Raw genomic sequence first — 25,682 nt, forward strand, 5'->3', positions numbered from 1 at the left:
TCATTATGCGCATACTTTGGCAACAGATTATCGGCGCAGTAACAAGTGAGAGCGCAAACCAATAGCTGGTTCCAGCTCTCTGATGGAAGTTAGCATTCAAAGGATATGTGTAACAAAATAAGATTGAGCAAAAAGAAAATTAAGCACAAAAAAAGGCTACGTTTTACCGTAACCCTTTATTATTTTTGTTGAGGATGTAATCCGACTGCAATACACTCATCACATCTTACAGTTGACCACGAATAGCCAAAAGTTCTAATTTTATTTCCTTTAGCAGATCGAGGTGAATTGAACTGATAGTCGGTGGGGTTTCTTCTGGAGAGGATATTTTGCCACGTGAGGAAATGCGTTTCTTAACGCCTTCAAGTGTAAACTTATCTATGTACAACAAGTTCTTTATCTCAAGAATAAGTTTCACTTCTTTTTTACTGTACAAACGTTGACCAGTACTACTTTTTTCAGGCTTTAGAAAGGAGAATTCAGACTCCCAAAAACGAAGTACCGAAGTTCTTACATTGGCAAGCTGTGCCACTTCACCAATTTTGTAATAAAGCTTGTCAGGGAATTCAAGATCCATATTGGCAACTAGGCTGCTTCTTCTGCCTCATCATTGATGGCGTTTTTAAGAACCTGGCTTGGCTTGAAAGTTAATATTCGACGAGCACCAATAGTGATAGTTTCACCTGTTTGTGGATTACGTCCCCTACGGTCAGCCTTTTGCTTAACGACAAAATTACCAAAGCCGGCAATCTTTATCTTTTCCCCAGTTTCCAAAGTATTTTTGATAATACTGAAAACTGTTTCTACCATCTCGGCAGATTCTTTTTTAGAGAAACCGATCTTCTGATGAATTCTTTCTACTATGTCCGCTTTGGTCATAACAACCTCATTTTACAGCTTTTTTTGTGGCAGGATGCAAAGGAAAGTCTTTATAGCATAGGGAAATAGGTTTCGCAATAGGTTTTTATCTAATCGAAACCTTCAATTTACTCACAAGATTTTCTGTTATTCTGGAATGGATAATATTGATTTCGTCATCGGTTAAAGTTCGATCATAAGACCTATAACGGATTCGGATAGCAATGCTTTTGAAACCTGTTGGTATTCCGGCACCTTTATAGACATCGAAAATCTCTGCATGCTCAATTTCCTGAGCTTTTATGCCTTTTACTGTTTCAAGAATCTTCTCAGCTGAAAGACAATCCGAAGCTAGCATTGCTAGATCCCTGGTACTATCCGGGAAACGTGAAGGTACTACTATGGCTGCTTTGAGCCTATGTAGTACTACTAGCTTTTCAAAATAAAGTTCAAAGCAAAATACCGGCTTTTCAAGCCCAAAATTCTTCTGAACGGTCGGATGAATTTCACCAATTGTGCCCAAGCGTTCCTTGCCGACCATAATACTGCATGATTTTCCTGGATGATAAAATGTTTCCGGCGTATCAACAACCCACTTTACATTGGATATATGGAGTTCTTCCAGCAGGTTCTCAACCACACCTTTTGCATCGTAGAAATCAATAGAATCCCGACTGTTCCCCCATCCTTCTCTTTCACGTGCACCGGTAAAAGCACCAACCAAATAAATTGGCTCATGGGGCATTTCTTCATTCTGCCTGTTAATGTACACCCGTCGCATTTCAAACAAGCGCAAATCAAGGGATCGATGACTTATATTTTTAGCCACAGCCTCGAGTAGTCCCGGGATAAGACTTGTTCGCATTACAGACTGTTCTTCGACAAGTGGATTTGCCAGTTTGATAACCGACCTTCGAGGATCGACATCGGACATCAACAACTTATCAGCAGCATCAGGAGTGGTAAAACTAAAATTGATGATCTCGTTCATACCATGAGCTACAAGAATATTGCGGAGCATTGATTCGAGTCGCTGATGTAATGAGGGACGATCTGATATTACACGCGCGATCGGCATGGAAGCAGGGATGTTGTCATAACCGTTCAATCTAGCAATTTCTTCAACAAGGTCGATTTCACGCTCGATATCAATGCGATAAGAAGGAGGTGTGACCATCAGAATACCGTCGGTCATTTCAGTCACGGAACATTCCAAACCACGGAGTATATCAATCATCACCTTGCTTGAAAGTTTTATACCAAGAAGAGCATTCGCACGCTCAGGCCGAAAAGAAATTGCAGGTGGCACTGATTTTACAGGATATACATCAATAAAACCTTGTGCCACTGTCCCACCTGCCAGTTCAGCAACAAGAGCGGCAGCACGGTCAAGAGCACGAATAACACCATCAATATCGGTTCCACGCTCAAAACGATGCGAAGATTCGGTATGCAAACCGAGACGCTTGCTGGTAGTTCTGATAGCAGCGGGCTTGAACCACGCACTTTCAAGCAGGATGGAAGTAGTTGAGTCATTTATTTCGGAATTTTCACCACCCATGATTCCAGCCAGGGCAACCGGTCCTCCTGCATCGCAGATAACAAGGTCACTCGCTACAAGCACTCGCTGTTGACTGTCGAGAGTAGTAAAAATTTCTCCTTCCAACGCTCGACGGACAACAATGCGACTGTCGACTAACTGGTCACAATCAAAAGCGTGCAGCGGCTGTCCAAGTTCCATCATGACCAGATTGGTGACATCAACCACGTTGTTAATGGAACGCACACCGACTGCAGCCAATCGATTTACAAGCCATTCGGGAGATGGAGCGATCCGACAACCATGTACTGCGCGAGCAGCATAACGGGGACACAGTTCAGAATCCTCAACACTAACTGTAATTGAACTGTTGATGCTCGGTCCATGTTCTGGTACGGCGATGCGATTGCATTTTACTGAAGTACCGATCTTGGCAGCAATCTCACGGGCAACACCGATTACACTCAGACAATCTGCACGATTGGGTGTCAGGCCTATTTCAAAAAAGGTGTCCTTTAACCCGAGTGACTCAAATACCGGCGTACCGGGGACAAGGGTTGGAGGAAGAATCATGATGCCGGCACTTTCTTCAGCAAGACCTAACTCTTTTTCAGAGCAGAGCATGCCGCATGACTCCTCACCGCGAATTTTGGACCGCTTGATCTTGAAGTCACCGGGCAATACGGCACCAATTTGAGCGAGCGCCACAATATCTCCTGCTTTGAAATTCTGAGCGCCGCAGACAACATCAACTATTTCTCGTCCGTTATTGACACGACACACTGACAGCTTGTCAGCATTTGGGTGCTGACGCTTTTCTTCAACAACGGCGACAACAACTTGGTCCATTCCAGCACCGTAATTTTCCATGCCTTCAACTTCAAGACCGAGCATAGTCAGCAAATCAGCCAACTGCTCAGGAGATTGATCGAAATCAACAAATTCCTTAAGCCAATTATAAGTTACTTTCATTATCTGACACCATTTACAAGAGATAAAATATACAACCGATATTCCTGTGAGATCAATCTCTTCGGCTAGAACTGACGGAGAAAGCGAACATCATTTTCAAAAAGCAACCTCATGTCCCTTATGCCGTATTTCAGCATGGCAATGCGCTCTATGCCCATACCAAAAGCAAATCCTGATATGTCCTCCGCATCATAATTGACATGATGGTAGACTTCAGGGTCAACCATTCCGGCACCGAGGATTTCTAGCCAGCCAGTTTGTTTGCATACGCGGCATCCCTTTCCACCGCAGATGACGCACGCAATATCAACTTCAGCAGAGGGCTCGGTAAATGGGAAAAAACTGGGACGCAATCGGACGCCAGTTTTCTGACCGAAGAGTTGATTGGTAAAAATAGTAAGAATTCCCTTGAGATCCGCAAAAGAAACATCTTTGTCTATCATCAGCCCTTCAATTTGATGAAACATAGGCGAATGTGTGGCGTCAGAATCACAACGATAAACTGTGCCAGGTGCAATAATACGCAATGGTGGCTTTGTCTTTAACATTGTGCGGATTTGAACCGGGGATGTATGGGTGCGAAGAAGAAGACTGTTCTCGGTAAAGAAAGTATCTTGCATGTCACGCGCCGGATGCTCGGGAGGAAAGTTGAGTGCTTCAAAATTGTACCAGTCATGCTCGATTTCAGGCCCTTCAGCAACTGAAAATCCAAATCCTGCGAAAATCTCGCTGACTTCAGCAATAACCTGAGTTATTGGGTGCTTTGAACCTCGTAATGCTCGCCTGCCAGGCAGAGTGATGTCTATACGTTCGGATTGAAGACGAGAGACAGTGGCTCGCTCGCGTTCAGCGGATAAGGCAGTCTCAAATAAATTTTCTATCTCATCCCGAATGCTGTTGACAAGTTGCCCCACAACAGGGCGCTCGTCTGCAGACAACCCGCCCAACCCTTTCATTAGAGCCGTCAACTCACCTTTGCGGCCCAAGAATCGAATCCTTGCTTCCTGAAGCGTTTCCTCGGAAGAGGCATCACTTACTGTCTTCAGGGCTTCATGCCGTAATTGTTCAAGCTGTTCCCGCATGGTACTTTTCCCTTAAAAAAAAGGAATGGAAGTAATTTCTCCCATTCCTTCTGTTGTAATAATATAGCGTCCCGAAATTAGAATCCGGCCTTGGCTACACCTGCAATCTCTGCAAACCCTTTTGGATCGGAAACAGCAATTTCAGCCAGAACCTTACGGTCGATTTCAACACTGGCTTTTTTGAGTCCAAAAATGAATTTACTGTAGGACAATCCATTTAGACGTGAAGCAGCATTAATACGCGTAATCCATAAACTCCGAAAATCACGTTTCTTTACCCTGCGGTCCCGAAAAGCATAATTAAGTGCACGGTCAACTGCTTCAGTCGCACTACGGAAAAGTTTACTCCGTGCGCCACGATAACCCTTTGCAAGCTTCAATACTTTATTACGCCTGCGTCTCGCTTTGAATCCTCTTTTTACACGTGCCATCGTTTACTCCTTCATCTTTGTAATATGCCCGATCCGCAAGGGGAGACTATCCTCGTGGTTCTTGGCGTGGTCCCGTTACTTGTACGGGATTAGACGTGAAATATTTTTCTGATCGACATCAGAGACCATAGCCCCACCACGGAGATTGCGCTTACGTTTGGTGGTCTTTGGCGTCAAGATGTGACTGGTAAAAGCACTTCCACGCTTGATGCGTCCTGAAGCAGATTTTTTGAACCGTTTGGCAGCACCACGGTTGGTCTTAATTTTCGGCATATTCCTCTCCTTCTGTATTGACTACATAAAGTGGTATTATTTTTTTACTTTAGGAGCAACAATCATAAACATATTGCGACCATCAACTCGTGGCTGTGATTCAATCACTGCGATGTCTTCAAGTTCAGCTGCAAAACGCTGAATAACAGCCCTACCTATATCCATGTGAGTAATCTCACGCCCACGGAACACCAAAGTCACCTTGGCCTTGTTACCTTCTTCAAGGAACCGTCTGACGTGTTTGACTTTAAACATCAGGTCATGATCATCAGTTTTAGGTCTGAGCTTGATTTCCTTGACCTCGACATGAATCTGCTTTTTTTTGGCTTCTTGCTGCTTTTTGCTCTGTTGATATTTGAACTTACCATAGTCCATAATTCTGCAGACAGGAGGTACAGCAGTAGGGGAAACCTCGACAAGATCGAGTTCCTGTTGGGCAGCCAGTTCAAGCGCTTTTGATGTCGGAATTACACCGAGTTGTTCGCTATCTGCTCCGATTACTCGGACTTCCATTGCACGGATAGCATTATTAATGTTAACGGTCGGTTTTGCTATGACTACACCTCCTGGATGAACGATTTAAAGTCGTTTAAAAGCATCTATTTATAATTTTTAGTTTCGTGCCCAACAAAAGTGACAAATTCAGACGGCTTCATGGCATGTAAATTATTACCGTCCCGGAATCTGGGGGTCACCATTCCCAACTCCATCTCCTTGTCCCCGATCACTAGCATGTAAGGGACTTTCTGGAGTTGAGCCTCACGAATTTTGAAACTTAGTTTTTCATTACGGAAATCGCCCTGAACTCTGACACCGGATTCCCTTAACTGTGAAAGAACATCTTGAGCGTAAGGAATCTGATTATCAGTAACAGTAAGTACAACAGCCTGCACAGGTGAGAGCCAAAGAGGAAAACTTCCGGCAAAATGTTCAATAAGAACACCAATAAAACGTTCAATGGAACCAAGAATTACACGATGTACCATTACCGGTCGTTTTTTTTCACCATCGCTACCGATGTAAGTCAAATCAAAACGTTCAGGCAAGGTAAAATCGCACTGAATAGTAGCACACTGCCACTTTCTGTCAAGACAATCACGCAGTTTGATGTCAATCTTGGGACCATAGAATGCACCATCACCTTCATTAACTTCAAAGGGACGTCCTGAATCCTTCAGAGCAGACAATAAGGCATTGGTTGCACTCTCCCAATCCTGGTCAGAACCTATTGATTTCTCCGGACGAGTCGAAAGCTCCATTTCATATTCAAATCCGAATTTACCCATCACATCATTGACAAAGGAAAGAACACCCTTTATCTCTGCATCAAGTTGTTCGGGGGTGCAAAGGATATGAGCATCATCCTGTGTAAAGCAACGCACCCTCAATAGTCCATGCAACACACCGGCACGTTCATGACGATGAACGGTACCTAGCTCGAAAAACCGGAGAGGAAGATCGCGATAGCTGCGCAGATGTGATTTGTAAATCATCATATGGGAAAGACAGTTCATCGGTTTTATCCCGAATCCCTGCTCATCCACTTCTGTGAAATACATGTTCTCACGATAATTTTCGTAATGACCTGAGCGCTGCCAGAGTTCTGTCTTGAGGATTTGTGGCCCCAGCACAATGTCGTAACCACGTTTCAAGTGCTCGCGACGCTCGAAATCCTCCAGAATGGTACGCAGCATGGCACCTTTGGGATGCCATATTGCAAACCCAGCACCTACTTCGTCAGAGAACGAAAACAAATCAAGTTCCCTACCAATTTTGCGGTGATCCCGCCTTTTGGCTTCTTCCATACGATGCAGGTAAGCTTCCAACTCTTTTTTGTCCGCAAATGCTGTACCGTATATACGTTGCAGCATTTTGTTGTTTTCATTACCACGCCAGTAGGCACCTGCAATGGATAGAAGCTTAAAAGCTTTTATACGGGACGTGGATGGAAGGTGGGGGCCGCGGCAAAGGTCGGCAAAATCACCTTGACTATAAACCGATACGCTTTCTACGCCCAAATCATTTATCAATTCAACCTTGTATGACTCACCCATGCCGGAAAACATTGCCACAGCATCAGCACTGGACAACACCTGCCGTTTGATTTTGAGATCCGCCTTGGCCAACTCTGCCATTCTTGTTTCAATGCGCTCAAGATCTTCAGGAGTAAAGGGTGTATCCATGTCAAAGTCATAATAGAAGCCATTCTCAATGGCAGGCCCGATAGTCACCTTGGCTGCCGGAAACAGGTCTTTAACAGCTTGGGCCATGAGATGGGAGGCGGAGTGACGGATTATCTCAAGTGCTTCAGAATTCTTATCAGTGACAATCTCAACCTGCGCGCCATCACTAAGCGGAGTTGAAACATCAACCAATGTTCCATTGACCCTGCCAGCAATTGCTGCCTTGGCTAGACCGGCACCAATGGAGGCGGCAAGATCTGCAATCGTGGCTCCGAAAGCCATTTCACGCACTGAACCGTCTGGAAGAGTAATTTTGATATTTGACATTGGGAGCCCCTGATTCATCAACACTTAATTCACCAACTAGCTACCTGCTACCCAAGCTGCCGAAACAGAAAAGGCATCGAAGCTTTCGATGCCCTGACACCACTTTTCTTTAATGGTAGGCGCGGGCGGTCTCGAACCGCCGACTTCTACCGTGTCAAGGTAGCGCTCTCCCCCTGAGCTACGCGCCTGCATTAAAGCAAAAGAGTAATATCAGCAGCATTAAGTGTTGTCAAGTGGTTTTATCAGTTTGCTCGAATCTGGCTACAGTTTCCACATGCATTGTCTGAGGGAACATATCTACCGGTTGCAGCTCTTTACAGGTATATCCCAATATTTTAAGCAAACTGATGTCACGTGCCAACGTTTGAGGTGAGCAGGACACATAAATTAAAATTCCCGGCTTAAGAGCAGTCACTCGACGCAAAACGAGTTCATCACAACCTTTGCGTGGAGGATTCAAAACCACGACATCCACATCTTCACCGTCAGAAGCGATATCTTCGAGCAAATCACCTGCATCGCCAGCCTCAAATGTACAATTTGAGATACCATTTAGCCGTGCATTTTTTTGAGCATCAGCCACCGCAGCATCAACCACCTCGATGCCGATTACCTTTGCAGCATCTGAGGCTAAAGAAAGAGCTATTCCACCGATCCCACAGTACAGATCAAGCACTGTCTCCCGACCTGTCAGACATGACCACTCGCGGACTTTATCATATATCAACCTGGCACCATCCCTATTTACCTGAAAAAAGGAACGGGGGGATATCATCAGCGCCACATTGCCAATCCGCTCTGTCAGGTGATGTTTAGGTGTAAGAAAATGATCTGTAGGCCCCATAATTACGTTCCCTTCGGAACTATTGACATTCTGGGCGACAACCTCGACTTCCGGCAACTCCGCTCGTACAAATTTACCCAAATGATGAATCTCATTAAAGGAGCGTTCAGCGGTCACAAAGACCACCATTGCCTTGTTCTCGTGCTCCGAAACCCTAACGACCAGATACCGCAGCAGCCCCATCTTGCTCCTTGGGTTGTAAACGGGAACCTTCAGCTTTGTGATACCTTTACGCACCACTTCGACAACACGGTTCACCAAGGGATGGTGGATTGGACAATCAGTCAGGTCAAAGACATCATGGGACGAACGGCGGAAAATACCGATGTAAGGCTCGGAATGTTTTCCAGCTATGACAAGCCGGGCTGTCGTACGATAGTGAATCAGGCGCAGCGGTGAAAGCAGCGGGTGAAGAGTGATTCCTTCCAGTTCTCTGTACTGACGAAGCTGAAGAGCTATATGATTCTGTTTCCATTCCGTCTGGAAACGGTACTTCATGGAAATCAACGGACATCCTAAACAAAGGGCATTCTTTGTACATGGCGGACGCTTGCTCCGCACCGGAGAAACTTCGAGGATTTTTTTGATGTGACCAAAAGCAATCCGCTGAGCAACATGATCAATGCCAACTCTGACCTTGTCTCCAGGCATCCCCCCGGCTATACGCAAGGCATGTGTTTCACTGCACGATATGCCATATCCCTCTTCGTCAAGACCGGATATTTCCACATCAAGGATGGACTTACGCGCCAACGTGGGACCCTCTTCACGCGATGTTGGTGCAGATTGTTTGCGACGGGAATCTTTTTTCTTCATCTTATATCCGATTGTATTTTTAGTGACGCCGACAATTGATGTTGTGACTCCAGGTATTCACGAAACTGCCTCAAAGCCTGTCCTCGATGGCTAATACGGTTCTTCTCTGTCACGGCAAGTTCTGCCATGGTTTGCCCGATACCTTCCACCAGGAAAAACGGATCATATCCAAAACCACCGCTACCCTGTGCTGCTTCAAGAATACGCCCATCTATTCGGCCAGTAAATAAGCGCTCGGTGCCGTCAGCCGCAACATACGCAAGAGAGCAGACAAAGGCGGCTTTACGCTGCTCCTGTGGAACACCTTCCAATTCTTTTAGCAACCTGCGGTTATTTGCTTCATCATCTGCTCCGTCACCTGCGAAACGAGCCGAATATACACCCGGACGCCCCCCAAGCGCACCAACAACAAGACCTGAATCGTCAGCAAGAGCAGAAAAACCTGTATATTCCATGGCTTCACGTGCTTTTTTAAGAGAATTATGATCGAAAGTCTCACCATCCTCAATTGTTTCAGGAAAATTTTCGAAATCGGCAGCACAAAAGATTTTATCAACAGTGCCGGCCAAAAATGACTGAATTTCTTTAATTTTTCCTCGATTGCGGGTAGCAACAACAAGCTTCAACATTGCTTGAGTGCCTCTTCTTGGACAACAAATAATTGATTAATGCCATCCATAGCCAAAGCGCGCATAGCATCCATTTCTTCGGATGAAAAAGGTTCCGCTTCAGCCGTTCCCTGAACCTCGACAAATCTGTTGCTGGAGGTCATGACAAAGTTCATGTCCACTTCAGCATCAGAGTCTTCACTATAATCCAGATCCAGAAGTGCAGATCCGCTAACAATACCAACACTGACCGCCGCAACCGCCTCTTTGAGGGGAACAGCTGCCAGAAGACCACGGGTTACCAGGGAAGTCAAAGCATCAACCAGCGCAACATACGCACCAGTGATCGATGCTGTCCTGGTACCACCATCTGCCTGTATAACGTCACAATCTATATAAACACTACGTTCGCCCAAAGCGGCCATATCAGTAACAGCACGCAAAGATCGGCCAATCAGGCGCTGAATCTCCAAAGTGCGGCCGCTCTGTTTTCCTTTGGCAGCTTCCCGCGAGGAACGGGTGTGGGTGGCCCGCGGCAACATTGAGTATTCAGCTGTCACCCAACCGGTACCTCTACCCCTCAGGAAAGGAGGTACTGATTCTTCAATTGAAGCCGTACAGATCACTCGAGTGCCGCCAAATTCAACCAGCACCGAACCCTCTGCATGCTTTGTAAAATTCCGCGTAATTTTTACCGGACGCAGCGACCGCGCATTTCTTCCATCATTTCGTACCATTTATGGCTCCAGGCTATGTCATTCTTTGATTTTAAAGAATGTGTTCAATATCCTTTCAATAAATTACTGTCAAACAAAAAGGGAAACCCAAAACGGGTTTCCCTTTTTTTTCACAATATGTATGGGGCTCTTTAGCCCAAATGTGTGTTGTTACTGAGCGCCCTGTTTACAAGTATGGTGGAATCGAGCAGTTCTCCACAACAGGTGCATTTCCAAGCGTCAAAAGAGCGAACGAAATCATAGAACTTCTCGGCGAACATACGACCCCTGCAGCGTGGACATTGCATAACTACCCTCCCCTTTAATGTACTCGTTGTCTACTAGTAAAGGGGATATATCAGCAACCGTGCCAAGACAACTCTACGAACCTGGTGAAGTATACCACCAAAATAATTATTTTCACTAAATCAAGAGCTTAAAAGTATTTTTTTAATTGCTGATATCTTTTCTCACCTATTCCATCTACCGATAATAGATCATGTACCTTCATAAAACCGCCATTCTGTTGACGAAATGTAATAATTTCTTCAGCCAGAGCAGGTCCTATTCCGGGCAAACTAACAAAATCTTCAAATTTCAGCGTGTTTATGTCCAGCTGAATCCCAAGTAGGATCCTCTGTGAAACTGGAAGGGACTTGACCTGCAAAACTGCTTCTTTACTGGAGTTGATCGAAACAAAGAATTCATGTCCTGCAGTGGGTTTGGTCGTTTCAATGCCCTTGGGGGACCATGATGTTATAGTGGCAACAGGAAGCGCCATTTGAATGGCGTCTATCGTCAATAATTTGTCGGAAATATTATAGATGCCAGGACGAAGTACATCACCACGTATGCTGATTATTTTATGAGAAGCAGAGATTACTGGAAAAGCCGTCGTTACAGATATGGATCTGTTCGGACGGCTTTTGGTTTGTACAGAAACAACATACAGAAGAGCGATCAACACAAGAGGCAGACGCCTAAAGAGCTTAGACCTGAGCGATACCGGGTAGCTCATGATTCGTGCCCCTCATTGTGGAGTTGATCGGCTATTCTTCAGATTTGTGAAGCTTGTAATCAATGCTGTCAATCAGCGCCTGATAAGAAGCATCGATAATATTGTCGGAGACTCCGACGGTGCCCCAGCGGTTATGCTTGTCTCCGGATTCGATAAGCACCCGTATGGAGGAAGCAGTCCCCTGCCCGGCAGGTAGCACACGGACCTTGTAGTCCAGCAACTTGACCTCTTTGAGCTTGGGGTAGAATTTTTCCAGTGCCTTGCGGATTGCATTATCAAGCGCATTAACAGGCCCGGAACCCTCTGCGGCAGTATGCTCAACTTTACCCCCGACTTTGACCATGATTGTTGCCTCGGCCGAAGGCCTTTTGTCTTCGCCACGCTTTTCATCAATCACTCGGAAACCGAGCACCTGGAAGTGTTTGCGATGGCTGCCAAGGGCCTTTTTCATCAGCAGCTCAAAGGAAGCCTCAGCACCTTCGAATTGATAACCCCTATTTTCCATCTCTTTAATGTTATCAAGAATTTCTAGTGTTACGGGATCTTTACTATCAAGGTTGATGTTGAATTCCTCGGCCTTGGCAAGGATGTTGGAACGACCCGACAGGTCGGAAATCAGCACTCTGGTACAGTTACCGACCAGTTCTGGCCTCATGTGCTCGTAGGTTTCCGGGTGACGCTGAATAGCGCTGACATGGACACCACCTTTGTGGGCAAAGGCGGAGTTTCCAACATAAGCCTGGTGCTTGTTGGGTGAGATATTTGCCAACTCGTAGACAAAACGGGATACATCACGCAAATGCCGCATCTGCTCATCAGAAATGCAATCCCGCTTCATCTTGGCCTTCAAGGCAGGAACAATCGAGCAAAGATTGGCATTGCCGCAACGTTCACCAAAACCGTTAATGGTGCCCTGCACCTGAACAATTCCCTGCTCGACAGCGATCAGGGAGTTGGCTACCGCACAATCTCCATCATTATGTGTGTGGATTCCAAGAGGGGTCTTGATATGCTTTTTGACAGTTTTAATGATTTCAGCCACCTCAAACGGCATAGTGCCGCCGTTGGTGTCACAGAGAATGATGCAATCAGCCTGTGCCTGTTCAGCTGCCTTGAGGGTCTTAAGCGCATACTCGGGGTTGGCCTTGTAACCATCGAAGAAATGTTCAGCATCGTAGAAAACTTCGGGAGCATTCTTCTTCAAATATTCCAGCGAGTCGAATATCAGCTCCAGGTTTTCTTCTAGAGAAATACGCAGTGCCTCATGCACATGGAAATCCCAGGTCTTACCGAAAATTGTTATCGCATCCGGTTCGGCAGCGACCAGAGTTTTAATATTGTTATCCTTGTCAGGGGTGACCTTGGCCCGCCGGGTTGAACCAAAAGCTGCAATCTTGGCCTGAGATAGCTTCTCTTTTTTGATATCCTTGAAGAAGGCGACATCTTTTGGATTACTCCCTGGCCAGCCTCCTTCGATATAGTGGATTCCCAGTTCATCCAAACGGTGGGCGATTCTTATCTTATCCTCGAGCAGAAATGAAACGTCCTCTGCCTGGGTACCGTCGCGTAATGTGGTATCATACAATTTTACAAGGCTCATCCCTACCTCCCAGTACAGTTCTGCTTAATATTAAAGATTTCCATTTGTATATGTTTTGGGGCTAATTTTCAACAAAAAGTACAGATTTCACCCAGGCAGGAACGGAGTAAAAAATCATACACGCACCAGACAGTATGTAGTAGAATCGCCCGAAAAAACTACTTACTGAAACGAGACAGCCATGTCCAGAAGAAAGAAATTTGCCGTTGCTGCAGCAGGGATTACTCTATGTCTGCTCTTTTTCATGGTTGCCATTTTACCCGTTCTCGTCAGAAACAAGACCGTCTCGACCATCCAGCAGACAACAGGACGAACGAGCCGCATCGAAGCTGTGTCCATAAATCCTTTTACACTGGGAGTTACTATCCGAGGTCTTGAAATTGAGGCCAAGGAGGGTGGACCCTTTGTTTCAATCGGGTCTCTGCGCGCTTCGCTTAGTCTGGCATCGCTCTACCGTAGAGCCTTGATTCTATCTGAAGTGACCATCGATGCACCCTCCCTGAAAATAGTCAGAAACGCACCTAACCTGTACAACTTCACCGATATCATTGAGCGGGTAAACGCCGCAAAAAAACCGAAACCGGCTAAAGAGACCCAATCACAGTTTTCAATTAACAATATAACCATCAGAAATGGAGCGCTTGATTTCGATGATCAGGCAGTTGCAGGGAAACCCAAACACACGGTTCGCCAGTTTGATCTGTCTGTTCCCTTTATCAGCAACATTCCGTACCTCGTGGATAAATACATTGACCCTAAACTTTCCGCCGTAATCAATGGTGCACCCTTCTCCTTTGCGGGAAAGCTTAAGCCTCTTTCAAAAACCATGGAGACAGCGGTCACTGTCAACCTCAAAGACCTCAATCTTCCTCAACTTGCGGCCTATCTACCCCAGAAACCTCCTGCAGATCTGGCCTCGGGTACTCTGTCGGTTACTACTGATATCAGCTATCGCATCTCTACCGACAAAAAGCCTGAACTTGTCCTCAAGGGCCAGGTTAAGTCGGAAAATCTTGCTGTCGATCTTCGTGACGGTGCGCCTCTTTTAAAACTACCGATGTTTTACATCAAAGCATCCACATTGGAAGTATTTGCCAGGAAGTTTGAAATAGAAAAAATAGCACTCGATGGCTTCGAACTTTTTGCCAGCAGGAGTAGACAAGGCAAGTGGATGTATGAATCACTTATACCCAAAAAACCGGGCACTTCCACTGCAAAGTCTGCTGATGTCAAAAAGAGTACTGGAAAAGACGTAAACCCGCTTGTTACCGTAAACTCCCTGGATTTCAGAAATGGTCAGATTCATTTTAACGATGCAGTCCCCAAAGGCGGCTTCAAAACTTCTCTTTCCGAAATTGATCTTTCCTTAAACGACTTCACCACAGCCGCGGGTTCTCCAGCTAAGTACGATCTCTCGTTGATGATCGATGATGAAGCTACCTTCTATTCTGACGGCAGCTTTACCTCTTCTCCGCTAGCCGTTAAAAGCTCATCCGAGCTGATAGGATTCGAACTAAAAAAAGGCTGGCCGTATCTGGCAAACTTGCTAACTGCACCTGTCAAAGGTGGGTTGGATCTCTCAGGTGACATGGAGTATGACCAAAAGAATGGACTTAAAGTCCACAACGGCAGCGTTAAAGTAAAGAACCTCTCAACGCGTTACGGCCAGAAGGAAGGACTGGACCTGGCTTTGCTTTCCATAGATGGAACGGCCTTTGATCAGAAGAAGAACAATCTGATGGTTGATGAAATCAGGATTTCCAAAGGTGATATTTCATTATCACGTGAGAATGACGGATCATTGTCACCTCTCTCACTTCTGCACCAGGGCAAATCCACCGCAACGGGCACGGTACCGAGCATAAAAACGGCACCATCCGCTCCGGCAAAAGCTTCTGTAGCCGGTAAAGGAAATCAGGGCACATCAGCTTTCTCCTATCAGCTGAAGCATGTCCAGGTGGATAAGCTCAATCTGACTTTTACGGACAAAAGCCGATCAGGCTCGCCCAAGTTCAATTTACGTAACACAAACCTCACCCTTTCGAATCTGAACGGCCCACGATTCACTCCGGCACAGCTGCGCTTTTCCTCTATCTTCGGAAAAAAGAGCCCGATCAAGGCTGCCGGCCAACTCACACCCCTTCCTTTCCGTTACAAAGGGGATTTCAGCGTAAGTCAGCTGCCAATCCGCGACTTCGAGGATTATTATCCGGCTAATCTCAAAGTCTTTGTTATCGGCGGGTTTCTCGACACTTCACTCAAACTGGACGTTGCTCTACGAGATGGCAAACCGGTCGGTTCATTCGAGGGGCATTCAGGGGTGCGTGCCTTCCATAGCATTGATACCATTGCAGAGGAAGACCTTCTCAAGTGGGAAAGCCTGCAGCTGGATTCCTTCAAAGGAAATCTGGAGCCGTTTAACCTGGCGATTCACCAAATCGCCCTGAACGGCGTTTATTCACGCATCATCATCCGCAAGGATGGAACCCTCAACCTGCAGAACCTGGTTGAGAAACCTGAGACAGAGACCGAGGCGAGTACCGGACCAAAGGTTTCGGCAGCAGCAGTTTCCGAAACAGGGAAAGCGCCTTCAACCGTTCCGCCCCCCCCTGCCGCAGTAAAGAGACAGGTCACCATCGACGCCGTTACTATTCAGGACGGTACAGTGGCTTTTACAGACGACCACCTGAGCCAGCAGTTTGCCACGACTTTTTTCAATCTTGGGGGCAGGATCAGTGGACTTTCTTCGGAGGAGACCAAGCTTGCCGACGTGGACCTGCGAGGCAACCTGGAAAACCACTCGCCCCTTCAGATTACCGGCTCAATCAACCCGTTGCGAGATGATCTTTTTGTGGATTTGAAGATCGCTTTCCGTGACATAGAGCTTTCTCCGATAACTCCCTATTCAGGCACCTACCTCGGATATGCTGTTGAAAAAGGGAAACTCTTTCTTGATTTGAAATACCACATCGAGAAAAAAGTGCTTAACTCGACGAACAGGATCTTCATCGACCAGTTCACGTTCGGCAACAAGGTGGAAAGTAAAAAGGCCACCAGTCTGCCTGTACGACTGGCCCTGGCGCTGCTCAAGGACCGCAAGGGTGAAATTCATCTTGACGTACCTGTTACCGGGCGTACCGATGACCCCACATTCAGTATCTGGCGCCTTGTGTTCCAGGTTTTCAAAAATCTGATAATCAAGGCGGCAACCTCTCCTTTTTCTTTGCTGTCATCCATGTTCGGTGGAGGAACTGACTTGAGTACAGTTCAGTTCCAACCCGGTTCAAGTGTTCTGCCGCCACAGGAAGAGACAAAACTTGTTGCTCTCGCAAAAGCGCTTTCCGACCGACCCGCGCTCAAGATAGAACTAAAAGGATTTGTAGAGCGGGAAAAGGATGCTGAAGGATATCGAGTTGAACTGCTTAACCGCAAAATAAGAAATGAAAAATTTCTGGCCAAGGCCAAAGATCAGAAACTTGCTGAGGGAGAAACTGCGGAAAACACCAAAGTGAGCCCTGAAGAGGCCTCCACCTACCTGAAGGCGGTCTACAAAAAGGAAAACTTTGCAAAACCACGTAACGTCCTGGGATTGGTCAAGAGTCTGCCCGATGATGAAATGCGAAAGCTGATAATCGCCAATACCCACGTCGGCGAAACCGAGCTTCAGGCGCTAGCCAGTGAACGTGCCATGGCAGTCATGGATTATCTGGTTAAAAAAGGAAATGTAGCTGCTGCACGCATTTTTCTTAAAAAAACTGATATATACAAGGCTCCGGAAAAAGGTGGTGAAAACCGAAGTCGCGTTGAATTGAACATCATTGCCTAAAAGACACCTTTTAAATGACTTTTGATCTTACCACCGCACCCATACCGGTACTCATCCGGCGACTAGCCATACCGGCAGGCACCGGCTTTTTTTTCAACACCATGTTCAACGTGGTGGACACCTGGTATGGGGCAAAACTTTCCACCACTGCCCTTGCGGCCATGTCTCTCTGTTTTCCCGTGTTTTTCATCGTTTTATCAATAGGCGCCGGCGTCTCGACTGGCGCCACCGCCCTGATCGGCAATGCGCTAGGTCGCGGAGACCATGAAGAAGCTCGCCAGTACATCCTGCAAGCCCTCTCCTTCGCGCTGGTTAATGCCATTCTTCTGGTTATTGCCGGTCATGCGGCCGGGCCGCACATCTTCCAGTTCATGGGTGCCGAGGGAGAATACCTGGCTTTGGCCGTAAGCTACATGGGTGTCATCTTTAGCGGCGCTCCTTTTTTCATGTTCAATTTCGTGATGAGCGCCATTCTCAATTCCCATGGCAACACCGCTACCTATCGCAACTTTCTCATCACCGGTTTCTTTCTGAACATGGCACTTGATCCCTGGTTCATGTACGGGGGACTGGGACTGCCCCCCCTCGGCCTGCCGGGTGTGGCTCTGGCAACTGTTGTCATTCAGTGCCTGGGCAACTTTTACCTTTTCAGGTACCTTGCAAACTCCGGAATCATCGGTTCTTTCCGGCTCCATGAGCTGCTGCCGCGTCGTCATCATTACCTGGAACTTGGAAGGCAGGGATTTCCCTCAGCCCTGAACATGATGACCGTCAGCCTGGGCATCTTCATCATCACCTGGTTTGTCGGCAGGTATGGCAAAGACGCTGTTGCCGCATACGGCATCGGCACACGAATAGAACAGGTTGCCCTGCTGCCGGTCATGGGGCTGAATGTCTCTACGCTGGCACTCACGGCGCAAAATTTCGGAGCAGGGCACATGCGGCGCATCCGGGAGACACTAGGCATCTCCCTGCGTTACGGCTTTACACTCGCCTCATTTGGCACCTGCATCGCACTGCTCTTTACTCCCCAGTTGATGTCCTTCTTCTCCAGCGACCCGGCGGTTATATCTGCCGGCGTTCGGTTCCTGAAGATCGAAGCTTTCGTTTTACCCGCCTATGTACTACTGTACATCTGTGTTTCTGCCATGCAGGGAATCCAGCGCCCTGTCTTTGCTCTCTGGATCGGGCTGTACCGCCAGATTCTTGCGCCCGCGGCTGTTTTCTACCTGCTGACAAGCGTCTTCAATTGGGGCATTATCGGCGTCTGGTGGGGTATCTTCGCTGTGACATGGTCCGCTGCCCTGATTGTAGTCCTGTATGTAACCATCATCCTCAACAAGCTCGAAAAGGATATTTTTGTAGTATGAAAAAAGTTGCCATTGCCACTCTGGGGTGCAAAACCAACCAGTTCGAATCAGCCGCCATTTCAGAGCAGTTCACAACCGCAGGCTACTGCATTGTCCCCTTCACCGAATCAGCCGATATTTACGTCGTCAACTCCTGTACGGTAACAGCACGTACGGATAGCGAAACCCGCAGACTTATCCGACGCGCCCGGCGACTTAACCCCGAGGCCCGTATCGTTGCCACCGGCTGCTATGCCCAGGTATCGCCGGATGAACTTTCCAACATGCCCGAGGTGGATGTGGTGCTGGGCAATAGCGAAAAGCTGGATGCAACCCTGCTCTCCGGAGCAGATACCAATCAGGTGGCAGATAGTGCGGCCGAAGAAACATTCAGCCCACTGAAGCTGACCAGCTTTGCCGAGCACACCCGTGCGTTTCTGCAGGTCCAGAACGGCTGCAACACCTTCTGTGCCTACTGCATCGTCCCCTTTGCCCGGGGAAGAAGCCGCAGCGTGGCGGAAGATGAGGTACTTGAAGGAATCAGACGTCTCACCGCAGCCGGTTTCAAAGAAGTGGTATTAACCGGCATCCATTTAGGAGCCTATGGGCTGGATCTGGAACGTCGCCCTTCACTGGAAAGTCTGATCCGACGAATTGTTTCCGAGACGGATATTCTGCGCCTTCGCATAGGTTCAGTTGATCCCAATGAATTCAGCGCCGAGCTGCTCAGCCTATACCAATCATCACCCCAAGTCTGCGACCACTTTCACATACCGCTTCAAAGCGGCAATGACAGCATCCTGAAAAGAATGGGGCGCCCCTACAGCACTGCCTTTTTTCGGGACCTGATTGAAAAAATCACCGTCAGCATGCCTCATGCTTTTATCGGCACTGATGTAATCGCCGGTTTTCCTGGAGAAACAGAAGAAGAGTTCGAGACTACCTGCCGCTTTATCGAGTCGCTTCCTTTCGCGGACCTGCATGTCTTCCCTTACTCCAAGCGTCCTAAAACCCGTGCCGCCGAGATGCCTAATCATGTTCCGCCTGCGGTGATCAGCTATCGTGCCGCCCGACTCAGGGCTATCGCAGAGAAAAAGAAAACAGATTTTCTTGAAAAATCCATTGCCACAGAACTTACTGTTCTGGTTCAAAAACATGATGAAACCACTGGAACAGTAAAAGGAATTTCCAACAACTATATCCAGGCCGAATTTGCAGGCTCTGCTACCGATCTCAACACCCTCTGCAGGGTGCTTGTAAAGACAACCAGCAAAGGGGGAGCGTTTTGCGATCGGTTACCGGACGCGCAGGACCTAGAACAATCATCGTGCTTGACGCTCAAATGAGATTCTGGAATAATCCCGTGGTTTTTAATTTTTTGTTGAGGAGATCAAATATGAGGAAATTCCTGCTACTGTGTGCCTGCATCCTGCTCTCCGTTTCTGCTGCTGTAACCGCCTTTGCCGGCGACGGTTCATGGGACCGTGTCAAGAAAGAGGGCAAGCTTGGCATCGGGCTTGACGATTCCTTCCCGCCGATGGGTTACCGTCAGGCTGATGGGAAACTTGTCGGATTCGACATCGATGCTGCCGAAGAAGTTGGCAAACGTCTGGGCATAAAGATCGAGTGGCAGCCAACCGCTTGGGCTGGCGTCATACATTCCCTCAACGCCGGAAAGTTTGATTGCATCTGGAACGGGATGACCATTACCGAGGAGCGAGCCAAAGAAGTCGCTTTCACCAAGCCCTACATCATGGATGGACAGATCGCCATCGTCAACTTCAAGGACAAGCGATTCAAAGGACTCAAAGATCTTAAAAATTACAAGGCAGGCACCCAGAAAGGATCTTCCGGTCTGGAGGCAGTCAAAAAACTTGGCAGCGCGCCGACAGAACTGAAAGAATATGAAGATTATCCCAAGGCTCTGCTTGATCTGGAAGCCGGACGTATCGAGGTGGTTGTAGTTGACAATGTTACCGGCCGCGACATGATCGCCAAGCGCCCCGGCAAATTCAGGATTCTGCCGGGCATGATCAGCAAGGAACCCTTTGGCGTGGCATTCCGCAAGAATGATAAGGACCTGCGTGAAAAAGTACAGCAGACACTGGACAAAATGGTCAAAGACGGCACGATGACAAAGATCTCACGCAAATGGTTTGCCGAAGACATCACCAATCCCAAGAAGTTCTAGGATCTCCACAGGCTCCTAATAGAAGGTAACATGAGATATCTGATCAGCAGGGCCGCTGCGGCCCTGCTTTTTTTGTGCATCTTTGCCGGCACCAGCCTGGCTGCAACTGATTACGATCAACTTTTCCGCCAGTCCAGTGACCTAATGGTCCAGGGCGACCTGGAAGGCAGTCTGAAACTGCTCAAACAGGTGCCTGCACCTGCACCCGGTGATGATGGCAGCGCCTTTGTCTCCAGTCGTATGCAGGCAGCCAGGATTTATTCATCCCAGGGCACTCCTGAAGCTGCGATGGAGGCCTGCAGGGAAGTTCTCAAACTGTTCCCGGACAACAGCGAAGCCCGCAACCTCCTCACTGCTCTCGAAAAACAGCAAAAACCGCGCTGGCATACGATTCTGGCCGACTGTCTGCGATTTCTGCCGGCACTGGCCAAGGGCGCAACAATGACCCTGCTGCTGGTATTCTGCACGATGCTGATATCGCCACTGGGCGGACTGCTGATCGCTCTGGGACGCATCAGTACGTTTCGGCCGGTTTCAGCACTTTGCTGGTTCATCATCTGGTTTTTCCGCGGAACACCGCTGCTGCTGCAGCTGTTCTTCATCTACTATGGACTCCCCGCACTGGGAATAACCCTGGCACCGCTCACCGCCGCCGTAATCGGGCTTGGCCTGAACTACTCAGCCTACCTCGGCGAGATCATCCGCGGAGCCATTCAGAGCATTGATCATGGCCAGATGGAAGCTGCCAAGGCCATCGGCATGACCTACGGCCAGGCAATGCGCCGCGTCATCATCCCACAGACCTACAAGCGCCTTATGCCTCCCATAGGCAATGAATTTATCGCTCTGATCAAGGATACAGCACTGGTTTCAACCATCGCCATGGTCGAACTGATGCGCTCGGCCGATCAGCTGTTCAACACCTACTTCAACATTACGGCTCTTGTGCTGGCAGCCCTGATCTACCTGGTATTAACCACGATCTTCACTTTCATTTTTGAAAAAATAGAATACAGGGCAGGGATTTATGAGCAGCGCTAAAGAACCGCTTCTGAAACTGACAGGCATTACCAAGCATTTCAAAAACCTGACTGCGGTTAATGGAATAAATCTGGAAGTGCAACCGGGTGAAAAACTGGTCATCATCGGTCCCTCGGGCTCGGGAAAATCAACCCTGCTCCGCTCGATAAACCTGCTGGAAGAGATCGACGATGGAACCATCACCTTCGAGGGACATCAGGTCGGCTACGTCACCCGCCTTGGAAAGCGCCATCTGGACAAGCCCCATCAGATCTGCGCCCTGCGGGCCGAAATCGGCATGGTCTTTCAGCACTTCCACCTGTTTCCGCACATGACTGTCCTGGGCAACGTTATGGAAGGGCCGCTCACAGTACAGAAGAAAACTCGCGAGGAGGCCCGGCAGACTGCCGTGGACATGCTGGCCAAGGTGGGCCTGTCGGATAAGCGCGATGTCTTCCCCGCGACGCTCTCCGGCGGCCAGAAACAGCGCGTCGCCATCGCACGGGCCCTGGCCATGCGCCCCAAGCTGATGCTGTTCGATGAACCGACATCAGCGCTGGACCCGGAGCTTGTGGGTGAAGTATTCGACACCATTCACAGCCTGGCCGACGAAGGCATGACCATGCTCATCGTCACTCATCACATGGGTTTTGCCCGCGAACTCGCAGACCGGGTTATTTTCATGGAATCAGGCCGGTTTCTGGCTGAGGGGACACCGCAGGAATTTTTCTGTAAAAGCCAGGATAATGAGCGGATCAGAGGTTTTCTGAACCGACTTTTGTAAAGCGTAAAAAAACAAATGGCCAGCCGGTTTAATAACGGCTGGCCATTTTTCTTACCTGTTCACGAACCTTCCAGGTGATCCAATCAGCAGCACCTTCTTCCCGCCTGTCAGATAATGCCATGCAGCGGCCCGCCCGGTGCTCCCAACTCATCAACCTTGCGCTCCACAGCAGGATCATCCACAAGAGGTGGGGCATGGAAGGGTTTACTGCGGGCATCAATCACCAGAGCACCTTTGCAGCCCCAATGACGCCCGCGATTTTCGGCCCTGATGCCGTAGATATCTGTTGCCGGATTGGAACGGGTAAAGGTCACCCATAGAAAATTATTCAAGGCAGCTGCTGCAAAGCGGGCATCATCGCAGATCACGATTAGCGGAAAACCTTCGAAACAGTCACGCTCTGCGTAATAGGCACAGAACTGCTCGATCACATCGTCGCACTCTCCCCGCGCCTGACGGGATACCGGCCCGGTCACGGCAAGCACACCCGGCAGGCAGACATCAGCCCCACCGAATTCCGGCGGGAATTCAAGGCCAGCTGGCACCTCGGCAGACAGTTTCCGACGCACCGGTCCCGCTGCGGCAATGACTACCTTGGAGCCTTCGTTCAAACCGGAACCGCTATAGTCAAGAGTATCAATGGTCGTGGTTGTCTGGAAGTGAAGGTTCCTGCTCCAGTCGACTCGCTCAAGCATATGTTTGAAGAATGCGGCGCAATCATGGGTATGCAGAACGGGAGCATCTTCATGAGCGGCAATGAAAAGATATTTAGCCAGGGAAAGCTGTCCCTGGCCAAGAATTGCATTGGCAATGGTCAGCAGCTCCTGGGGCTGACGCTCCGCAGCATAGGGGACGTAGCGCTCAGTGGCAATGGCAAGCAACAGCGGGTGAACGCCGGCCGCATCGACAGCGTGCACCTCTTTTACCCCCTGCACCACGGTGGGGATCAACGGACCGGTCAGCTCGTGAATGAAGGCTCCAAAGCTGGTATCCTCCTGGGGAGGACGGCCAACCGTGGTGAAGGGCCAGATGGCATCCCGGCGATGGTAGACAGCTTCCACCTGAATAGCGGGAAATTCATGGGTTAGACTGTAATAGCCGAGGTGATCGCCAAACGGGCCTTCCGGCATCGTCTTGTGCGGATCAACCACCCCGCAGATGCAAAAATCGGCCTGGGCGGAGATGGGTAGTTGTCCCGGCTGACGAACCATGGGGATGCGCTGTCCTGCGAGCAGGCCTGCAAAAGAGAGTTCCGGCATCCCCTCGGGAAGCGGCATAACTGCCGCAACAGCCATGGAGGGAGGACCACCGACAAATACATTAACCCGCAGCAGATCTCCCCGCGCGATTGCTTCGGCATGATGACCACCTATGCCGCGATGGATCTGGTAATGCAGGCCTACCTGACGGTCGGCTTCATAGCTGTTGCCCGAAATCTGCACCCGATACATGCCGAGATTGGATCTGCCGAAACCGGGACGGTCAGGACTCTCGGTATAAACTTGCGGCAATGTGATAAAGGCTCCGCCGTCCATTGGCCAGGAAACGATCTGCGGCAAATTGGAAAGAGTTGTGCGGCATTCAAGCACCGGAGCATTTCGGGTCGTTGCCGGCAGCAGGTGAAGAGCGGCAGCTGGTGCCTTGATAATATCCAGAGGATTCTTCAGAAGCGAGAAAGGGTTGATCTTGAGATCCACCAGGCAACGGATGTCATCCAGTGTATCCCGAAAGATGAAGCGGGTCCGTTCAAGGGTCCCATACAGGTTTCCCAACAGCGGGAACCTGCAATTAACCGGATTCGTGAAGAGAAGCGCCGGCCCCCCAGCCTGATAAACCCGACGCTGTACTGCACCAATCTCAAGTCTGGGATCAAGCGGCGCTTCAATTCTCAGCAGCATTCCCCGCTGTTCCAGATCAACAACACACTCCTGAAGATTACGGTAACCCATCAGCCCCTCACGCTACGCAGTTTGGCAAGTATAGAGTCGATCTGCCGCAGGCGGTCCCTGGCGGTAAAAATCTGCTGACGGTCGCTCTCGTGAGTGAAACGTTCAAGCCCCTTTTTCAATATATCCTCAGCCTCTGCCAGATTTCCTGTTTTGTGACGCAGTCGTGCCAGGGCTATCAGGTACTGCACTGCGTGTGGCTCCAGTGCCTCGGAACGTCTCAGGTCGCTCTCCGCCAAAACTGCCTCACCGCTGCGGTCTCTTTTGCGTGCACGAAGTGCATAGACCTGTGCCAGGGCACTTTGGACATCCTGTTGAATTCCCTCGGCGTCGGCACTTTTTCCCACGCTTTCCAGAAAGTCGATGGCCTTATCATAATTCTCCATGCGCAGATGTGCCATCATCACTGAGGCAATGGCCTCACGGCTCTGGGGTTGCAGCCGATAGGCCTTCATGAAATCTTCCAGGGCCGCTCCATGGTTCTCCCGCAACAGTGAAGTCTTTCCGGACATCAGCAGCGAGCGTATGCGGTAACTCGAGAGGATGGCTTTGACACCTTCATCCTTGATTGATGCATAGCGAAGGTCATACAGCTGGTCGAACTTGTCGAATTCCCCCTGTCTCACATAGGCATTGGCCAGGCTGGTAATGTATGGCAGCAGCTGGTCGGAATCTTTTCCCAGTGAGCGTTCAGCCAGTGTCAGTGACTTTTCATAAAGCGGCAATGCAGCTACATAGCTTCCTGTGCGGGCCAGGTTGAATGCCCTGGAACGGAGCAACTGGGACTCAAACAAGGCGTCAAGCTGATTGAATCGTGTCTCTGCCGCCTCCCCCTCAGCAACGTGTCGCAATGTCATGTCAGCCAGATCAAAATTGCAGTCATCAGCCGTTGAGTCAAGATGTCGATCCCTCAATTCAGCCAGCAGACCGGTGGGGACAGGAGATATCGTAAGAGAATGCCCCCCTGCCTTGGACTCGTCATCCAGGGGATAGCGCACTTCCAGGGGAGTCCCTTCCTTGCCGGAGAAGTGGCCGAGAGTCATTCCCTGCCCTTCAAAGTAGCCGCTGACAGTCTGCTCCTTGTCATGCCTGAGCACCAGCGACACCTCATGTTTACCGACAGCACCGGCGCATGCCTTTCCGGAAACGGCTGTTATATTCACAATACCGGCATAGAGATCGACCCCGGCACAACAGGCAACAGGCACGACAAAAAACAAAGCACCAGCAATAATGGCTGAAGACAGATGCATGCTGACCTCACTTAAAAGATATCTTGACCGCCAAAGGTTATCATT

21 protein-coding genes and 1 tRNA gene are annotated in these 25,682 nt (G+C 48.9%); 6 read left to right on the top strand and 16 right to left on the bottom strand.

Going from position 1 to position 25,682, the window contains the following annotated elements; all coding sequences use genetic code 11:
* Positions 1–226: 226 nt before the first annotated feature.
* From KJB30_RS01070 to cimA, 14 genes are all read right to left on the bottom strand, one after another.
* Positions 227–577, bottom strand: coding sequence for a MerR family transcriptional regulator (locus KJB30_RS01070; protein ID WP_214296068.1), 351 nt, complete (start codon positions 575–577; stop codon positions 227–229).
* Positions 578–585: 8 nt separating this feature from the next.
* Positions 586–879: an integration host factor subunit alpha gene (locus KJB30_RS01075; RefSeq protein WP_214296069.1), complete on the bottom strand. Its 294-nt coding sequence runs from the start codon at positions 877–879 to the stop codon at positions 586–588.
* An 85-nt stretch (positions 880–964) separates the two neighbouring features.
* Positions 965–3,370, bottom strand: coding sequence for a phenylalanine--tRNA ligase subunit beta (gene pheT / locus KJB30_RS01080; RefSeq protein ID WP_214296070.1), 2,406 nt, complete (start codon positions 3,368–3,370; stop codon positions 965–967).
* Positions 3,371–3,435: 65 nt separating this feature from the next.
* Positions 3,436–4,452 (bottom strand): phenylalanine--tRNA ligase subunit alpha, encoded by a 1,017-nt coding sequence (gene pheS, locus KJB30_RS01085; protein ID WP_214296071.1) that lies wholly within the window; start codon positions 4,450–4,452, stop codon positions 3,436–3,438.
* A gap of 77 nt (positions 4,453–4,529) precedes the next feature.
* A complete protein-coding gene (gene rplT / locus KJB30_RS01090; RefSeq protein WP_214296072.1) occupies positions 4,530–4,883 on the bottom strand; it encodes a 50S ribosomal protein L20 in 354 nt (117 codons plus the stop codon).
* A 75-nt stretch (positions 4,884–4,958) separates the two neighbouring features.
* Complete coding sequence (rpmI, locus tag KJB30_RS01095; protein WP_214296073.1) at positions 4,959–5,156, bottom strand: 50S ribosomal protein L35; 198 nt, start codon at positions 5,154–5,156, stop codon at positions 4,959–4,961.
* A gap of 36 nt (positions 5,157–5,192) precedes the next feature.
* The gene (gene infC / locus KJB30_RS01100; RefSeq protein ID WP_214296242.1) at positions 5,193–5,711 is read right to left on the bottom strand and encodes a translation initiation factor IF-3; all 519 of its coding nucleotides are present in this window, start codon (positions 5,709–5,711) and stop codon (positions 5,193–5,195) included.
* 44 nt (positions 5,712–5,755) lie between these two features.
* Entirely contained in the window at positions 5,756–7,666 is a 1,911-nt protein-coding gene (thrS, locus tag KJB30_RS01105) for a threonine--tRNA ligase (protein WP_214296074.1), read from the bottom strand.
* Between the two features lie 113 nt (positions 7,667–7,779).
* A tRNA-Val gene (locus KJB30_RS01110) sits at positions 7,780–7,854 on the bottom strand.
* A gap of 41 nt (positions 7,855–7,895) precedes the next feature.
* The gene (rlmD, locus tag KJB30_RS01115; RefSeq protein WP_214296075.1) at positions 7,896–9,326 is read right to left on the bottom strand and encodes a 23S rRNA (uracil(1939)-C(5))-methyltransferase RlmD; all 1,431 of its coding nucleotides are present in this window, start codon (positions 9,324–9,326) and stop codon (positions 7,896–7,898) included.
* Positions 9,323–9,955, bottom strand: a complete 633-nt coding sequence (locus KJB30_RS01120) for an XTP/dITP diphosphatase (protein WP_214296076.1) — start codon at positions 9,953–9,955, stop codon at positions 9,323–9,325. Before KJB30_RS01120 ends, rlmD begins: the two co-directional genes overlap by 4 nt.
* The gene (gene rph, locus KJB30_RS01125) at positions 9,949–10,671 is read right to left on the bottom strand and encodes a ribonuclease PH (RefSeq protein ID WP_214296077.1); all 723 of its coding nucleotides are present in this window, start codon (positions 10,669–10,671) and stop codon (positions 9,949–9,951) included. The genes KJB30_RS01120 and rph overlap by 7 nt, the downstream gene beginning before the upstream one ends.
* Before the next feature lie 415 nt (positions 10,672–11,086).
* Positions 11,087–11,668 (bottom strand): ComEA family DNA-binding protein, encoded by a 582-nt coding sequence (locus tag KJB30_RS01130; RefSeq protein WP_214296078.1) that lies wholly within the window; start codon positions 11,666–11,668, stop codon positions 11,087–11,089.
* Between the two features lie 31 nt (positions 11,669–11,699).
* Positions 11,700–13,268: a citramalate synthase gene (cimA, locus tag KJB30_RS01135; protein ID WP_214296079.1), complete on the bottom strand. Its 1,569-nt coding sequence runs from the start codon at positions 13,266–13,268 to the stop codon at positions 11,700–11,702.
* Positions 13,269–13,449: 181 nt separating this feature from the next.
* On the opposite strand from cimA, the gene KJB30_RS01140 reads away from it, so the two are divergent.
* From KJB30_RS01140 to KJB30_RS01165, 6 genes are read left to right on the top strand one after another with little or no spacing between them, the layout of a single operon-like run.
* Positions 13,450–17,094: a DUF748 domain-containing protein gene (locus KJB30_RS01140; RefSeq protein WP_214296080.1), complete on the top strand. Its 3,645-nt coding sequence runs from the start codon at positions 13,450–13,452 to the stop codon at positions 17,092–17,094.
* A 14-nt stretch (positions 17,095–17,108) separates the two neighbouring features.
* Entirely contained in the window at positions 17,109–18,464 is a 1,356-nt protein-coding gene (locus KJB30_RS01145; RefSeq protein WP_214296081.1) for an MATE family efflux transporter, read from the top strand.
* Positions 18,461–19,789, top strand: coding sequence for a tRNA (N(6)-L-threonylcarbamoyladenosine(37)-C(2))-methylthiotransferase MtaB (mtaB, locus tag KJB30_RS01150; RefSeq protein WP_214296082.1), 1,329 nt, complete (start codon positions 18,461–18,463; stop codon positions 19,787–19,789). Before KJB30_RS01145 ends, mtaB begins: the two co-directional genes overlap by 4 nt.
* Positions 19,790–19,839: 50 nt before the next feature.
* Positions 19,840–20,634: an amino acid ABC transporter substrate-binding protein gene (locus KJB30_RS01155; RefSeq protein ID WP_214296083.1), complete on the top strand. Its 795-nt coding sequence runs from the start codon at positions 19,840–19,842 to the stop codon at positions 20,632–20,634.
* Positions 20,635–20,664: 30 nt separating this feature from the next.
* Positions 20,665–21,675, top strand: a complete 1,011-nt coding sequence (locus KJB30_RS01160) for an ABC transporter permease subunit (RefSeq protein ID WP_214296084.1) — start codon at positions 20,665–20,667, stop codon at positions 21,673–21,675.
* A complete protein-coding gene (locus KJB30_RS01165) occupies positions 21,662–22,438 on the top strand; it encodes an amino acid ABC transporter ATP-binding protein (RefSeq protein ID WP_214296085.1) in 777 nt (258 codons plus the stop codon). Before KJB30_RS01160 ends, KJB30_RS01165 begins: the two co-directional genes overlap by 14 nt.
* A 107-nt stretch (positions 22,439–22,545) precedes the next feature.
* On the opposite strand, the gene KJB30_RS01170 is transcribed toward KJB30_RS01165, so the two are convergent.
* Together KJB30_RS01170 and KJB30_RS01175 are read right to left on the bottom strand one after the other, a co-directional pair.
* A complete protein-coding gene (locus KJB30_RS01170) occupies positions 22,546–24,387 on the bottom strand; it encodes a UbiD family decarboxylase (protein WP_214296086.1) in 1,842 nt (613 codons plus the stop codon).
* Positions 24,387–25,637: a tetratricopeptide repeat protein gene (locus tag KJB30_RS01175; protein WP_214296087.1), complete on the bottom strand. Its 1,251-nt coding sequence runs from the start codon at positions 25,635–25,637 to the stop codon at positions 24,387–24,389. The genes KJB30_RS01170 and KJB30_RS01175 overlap by 1 nt, the downstream gene beginning before the upstream one ends.
* Between the last annotated feature and the right edge of the window lie 45 nt (positions 25,638–25,682).

The organism is Pelotalea chapellei, assembly GCF_018531195.1.
GTDB classification, from domain to species: Bacteria; Desulfobacterota; Desulfuromonadia; order Geobacterales; family Pseudopelobacteraceae; genus Pelotalea; species Pelotalea chapellei.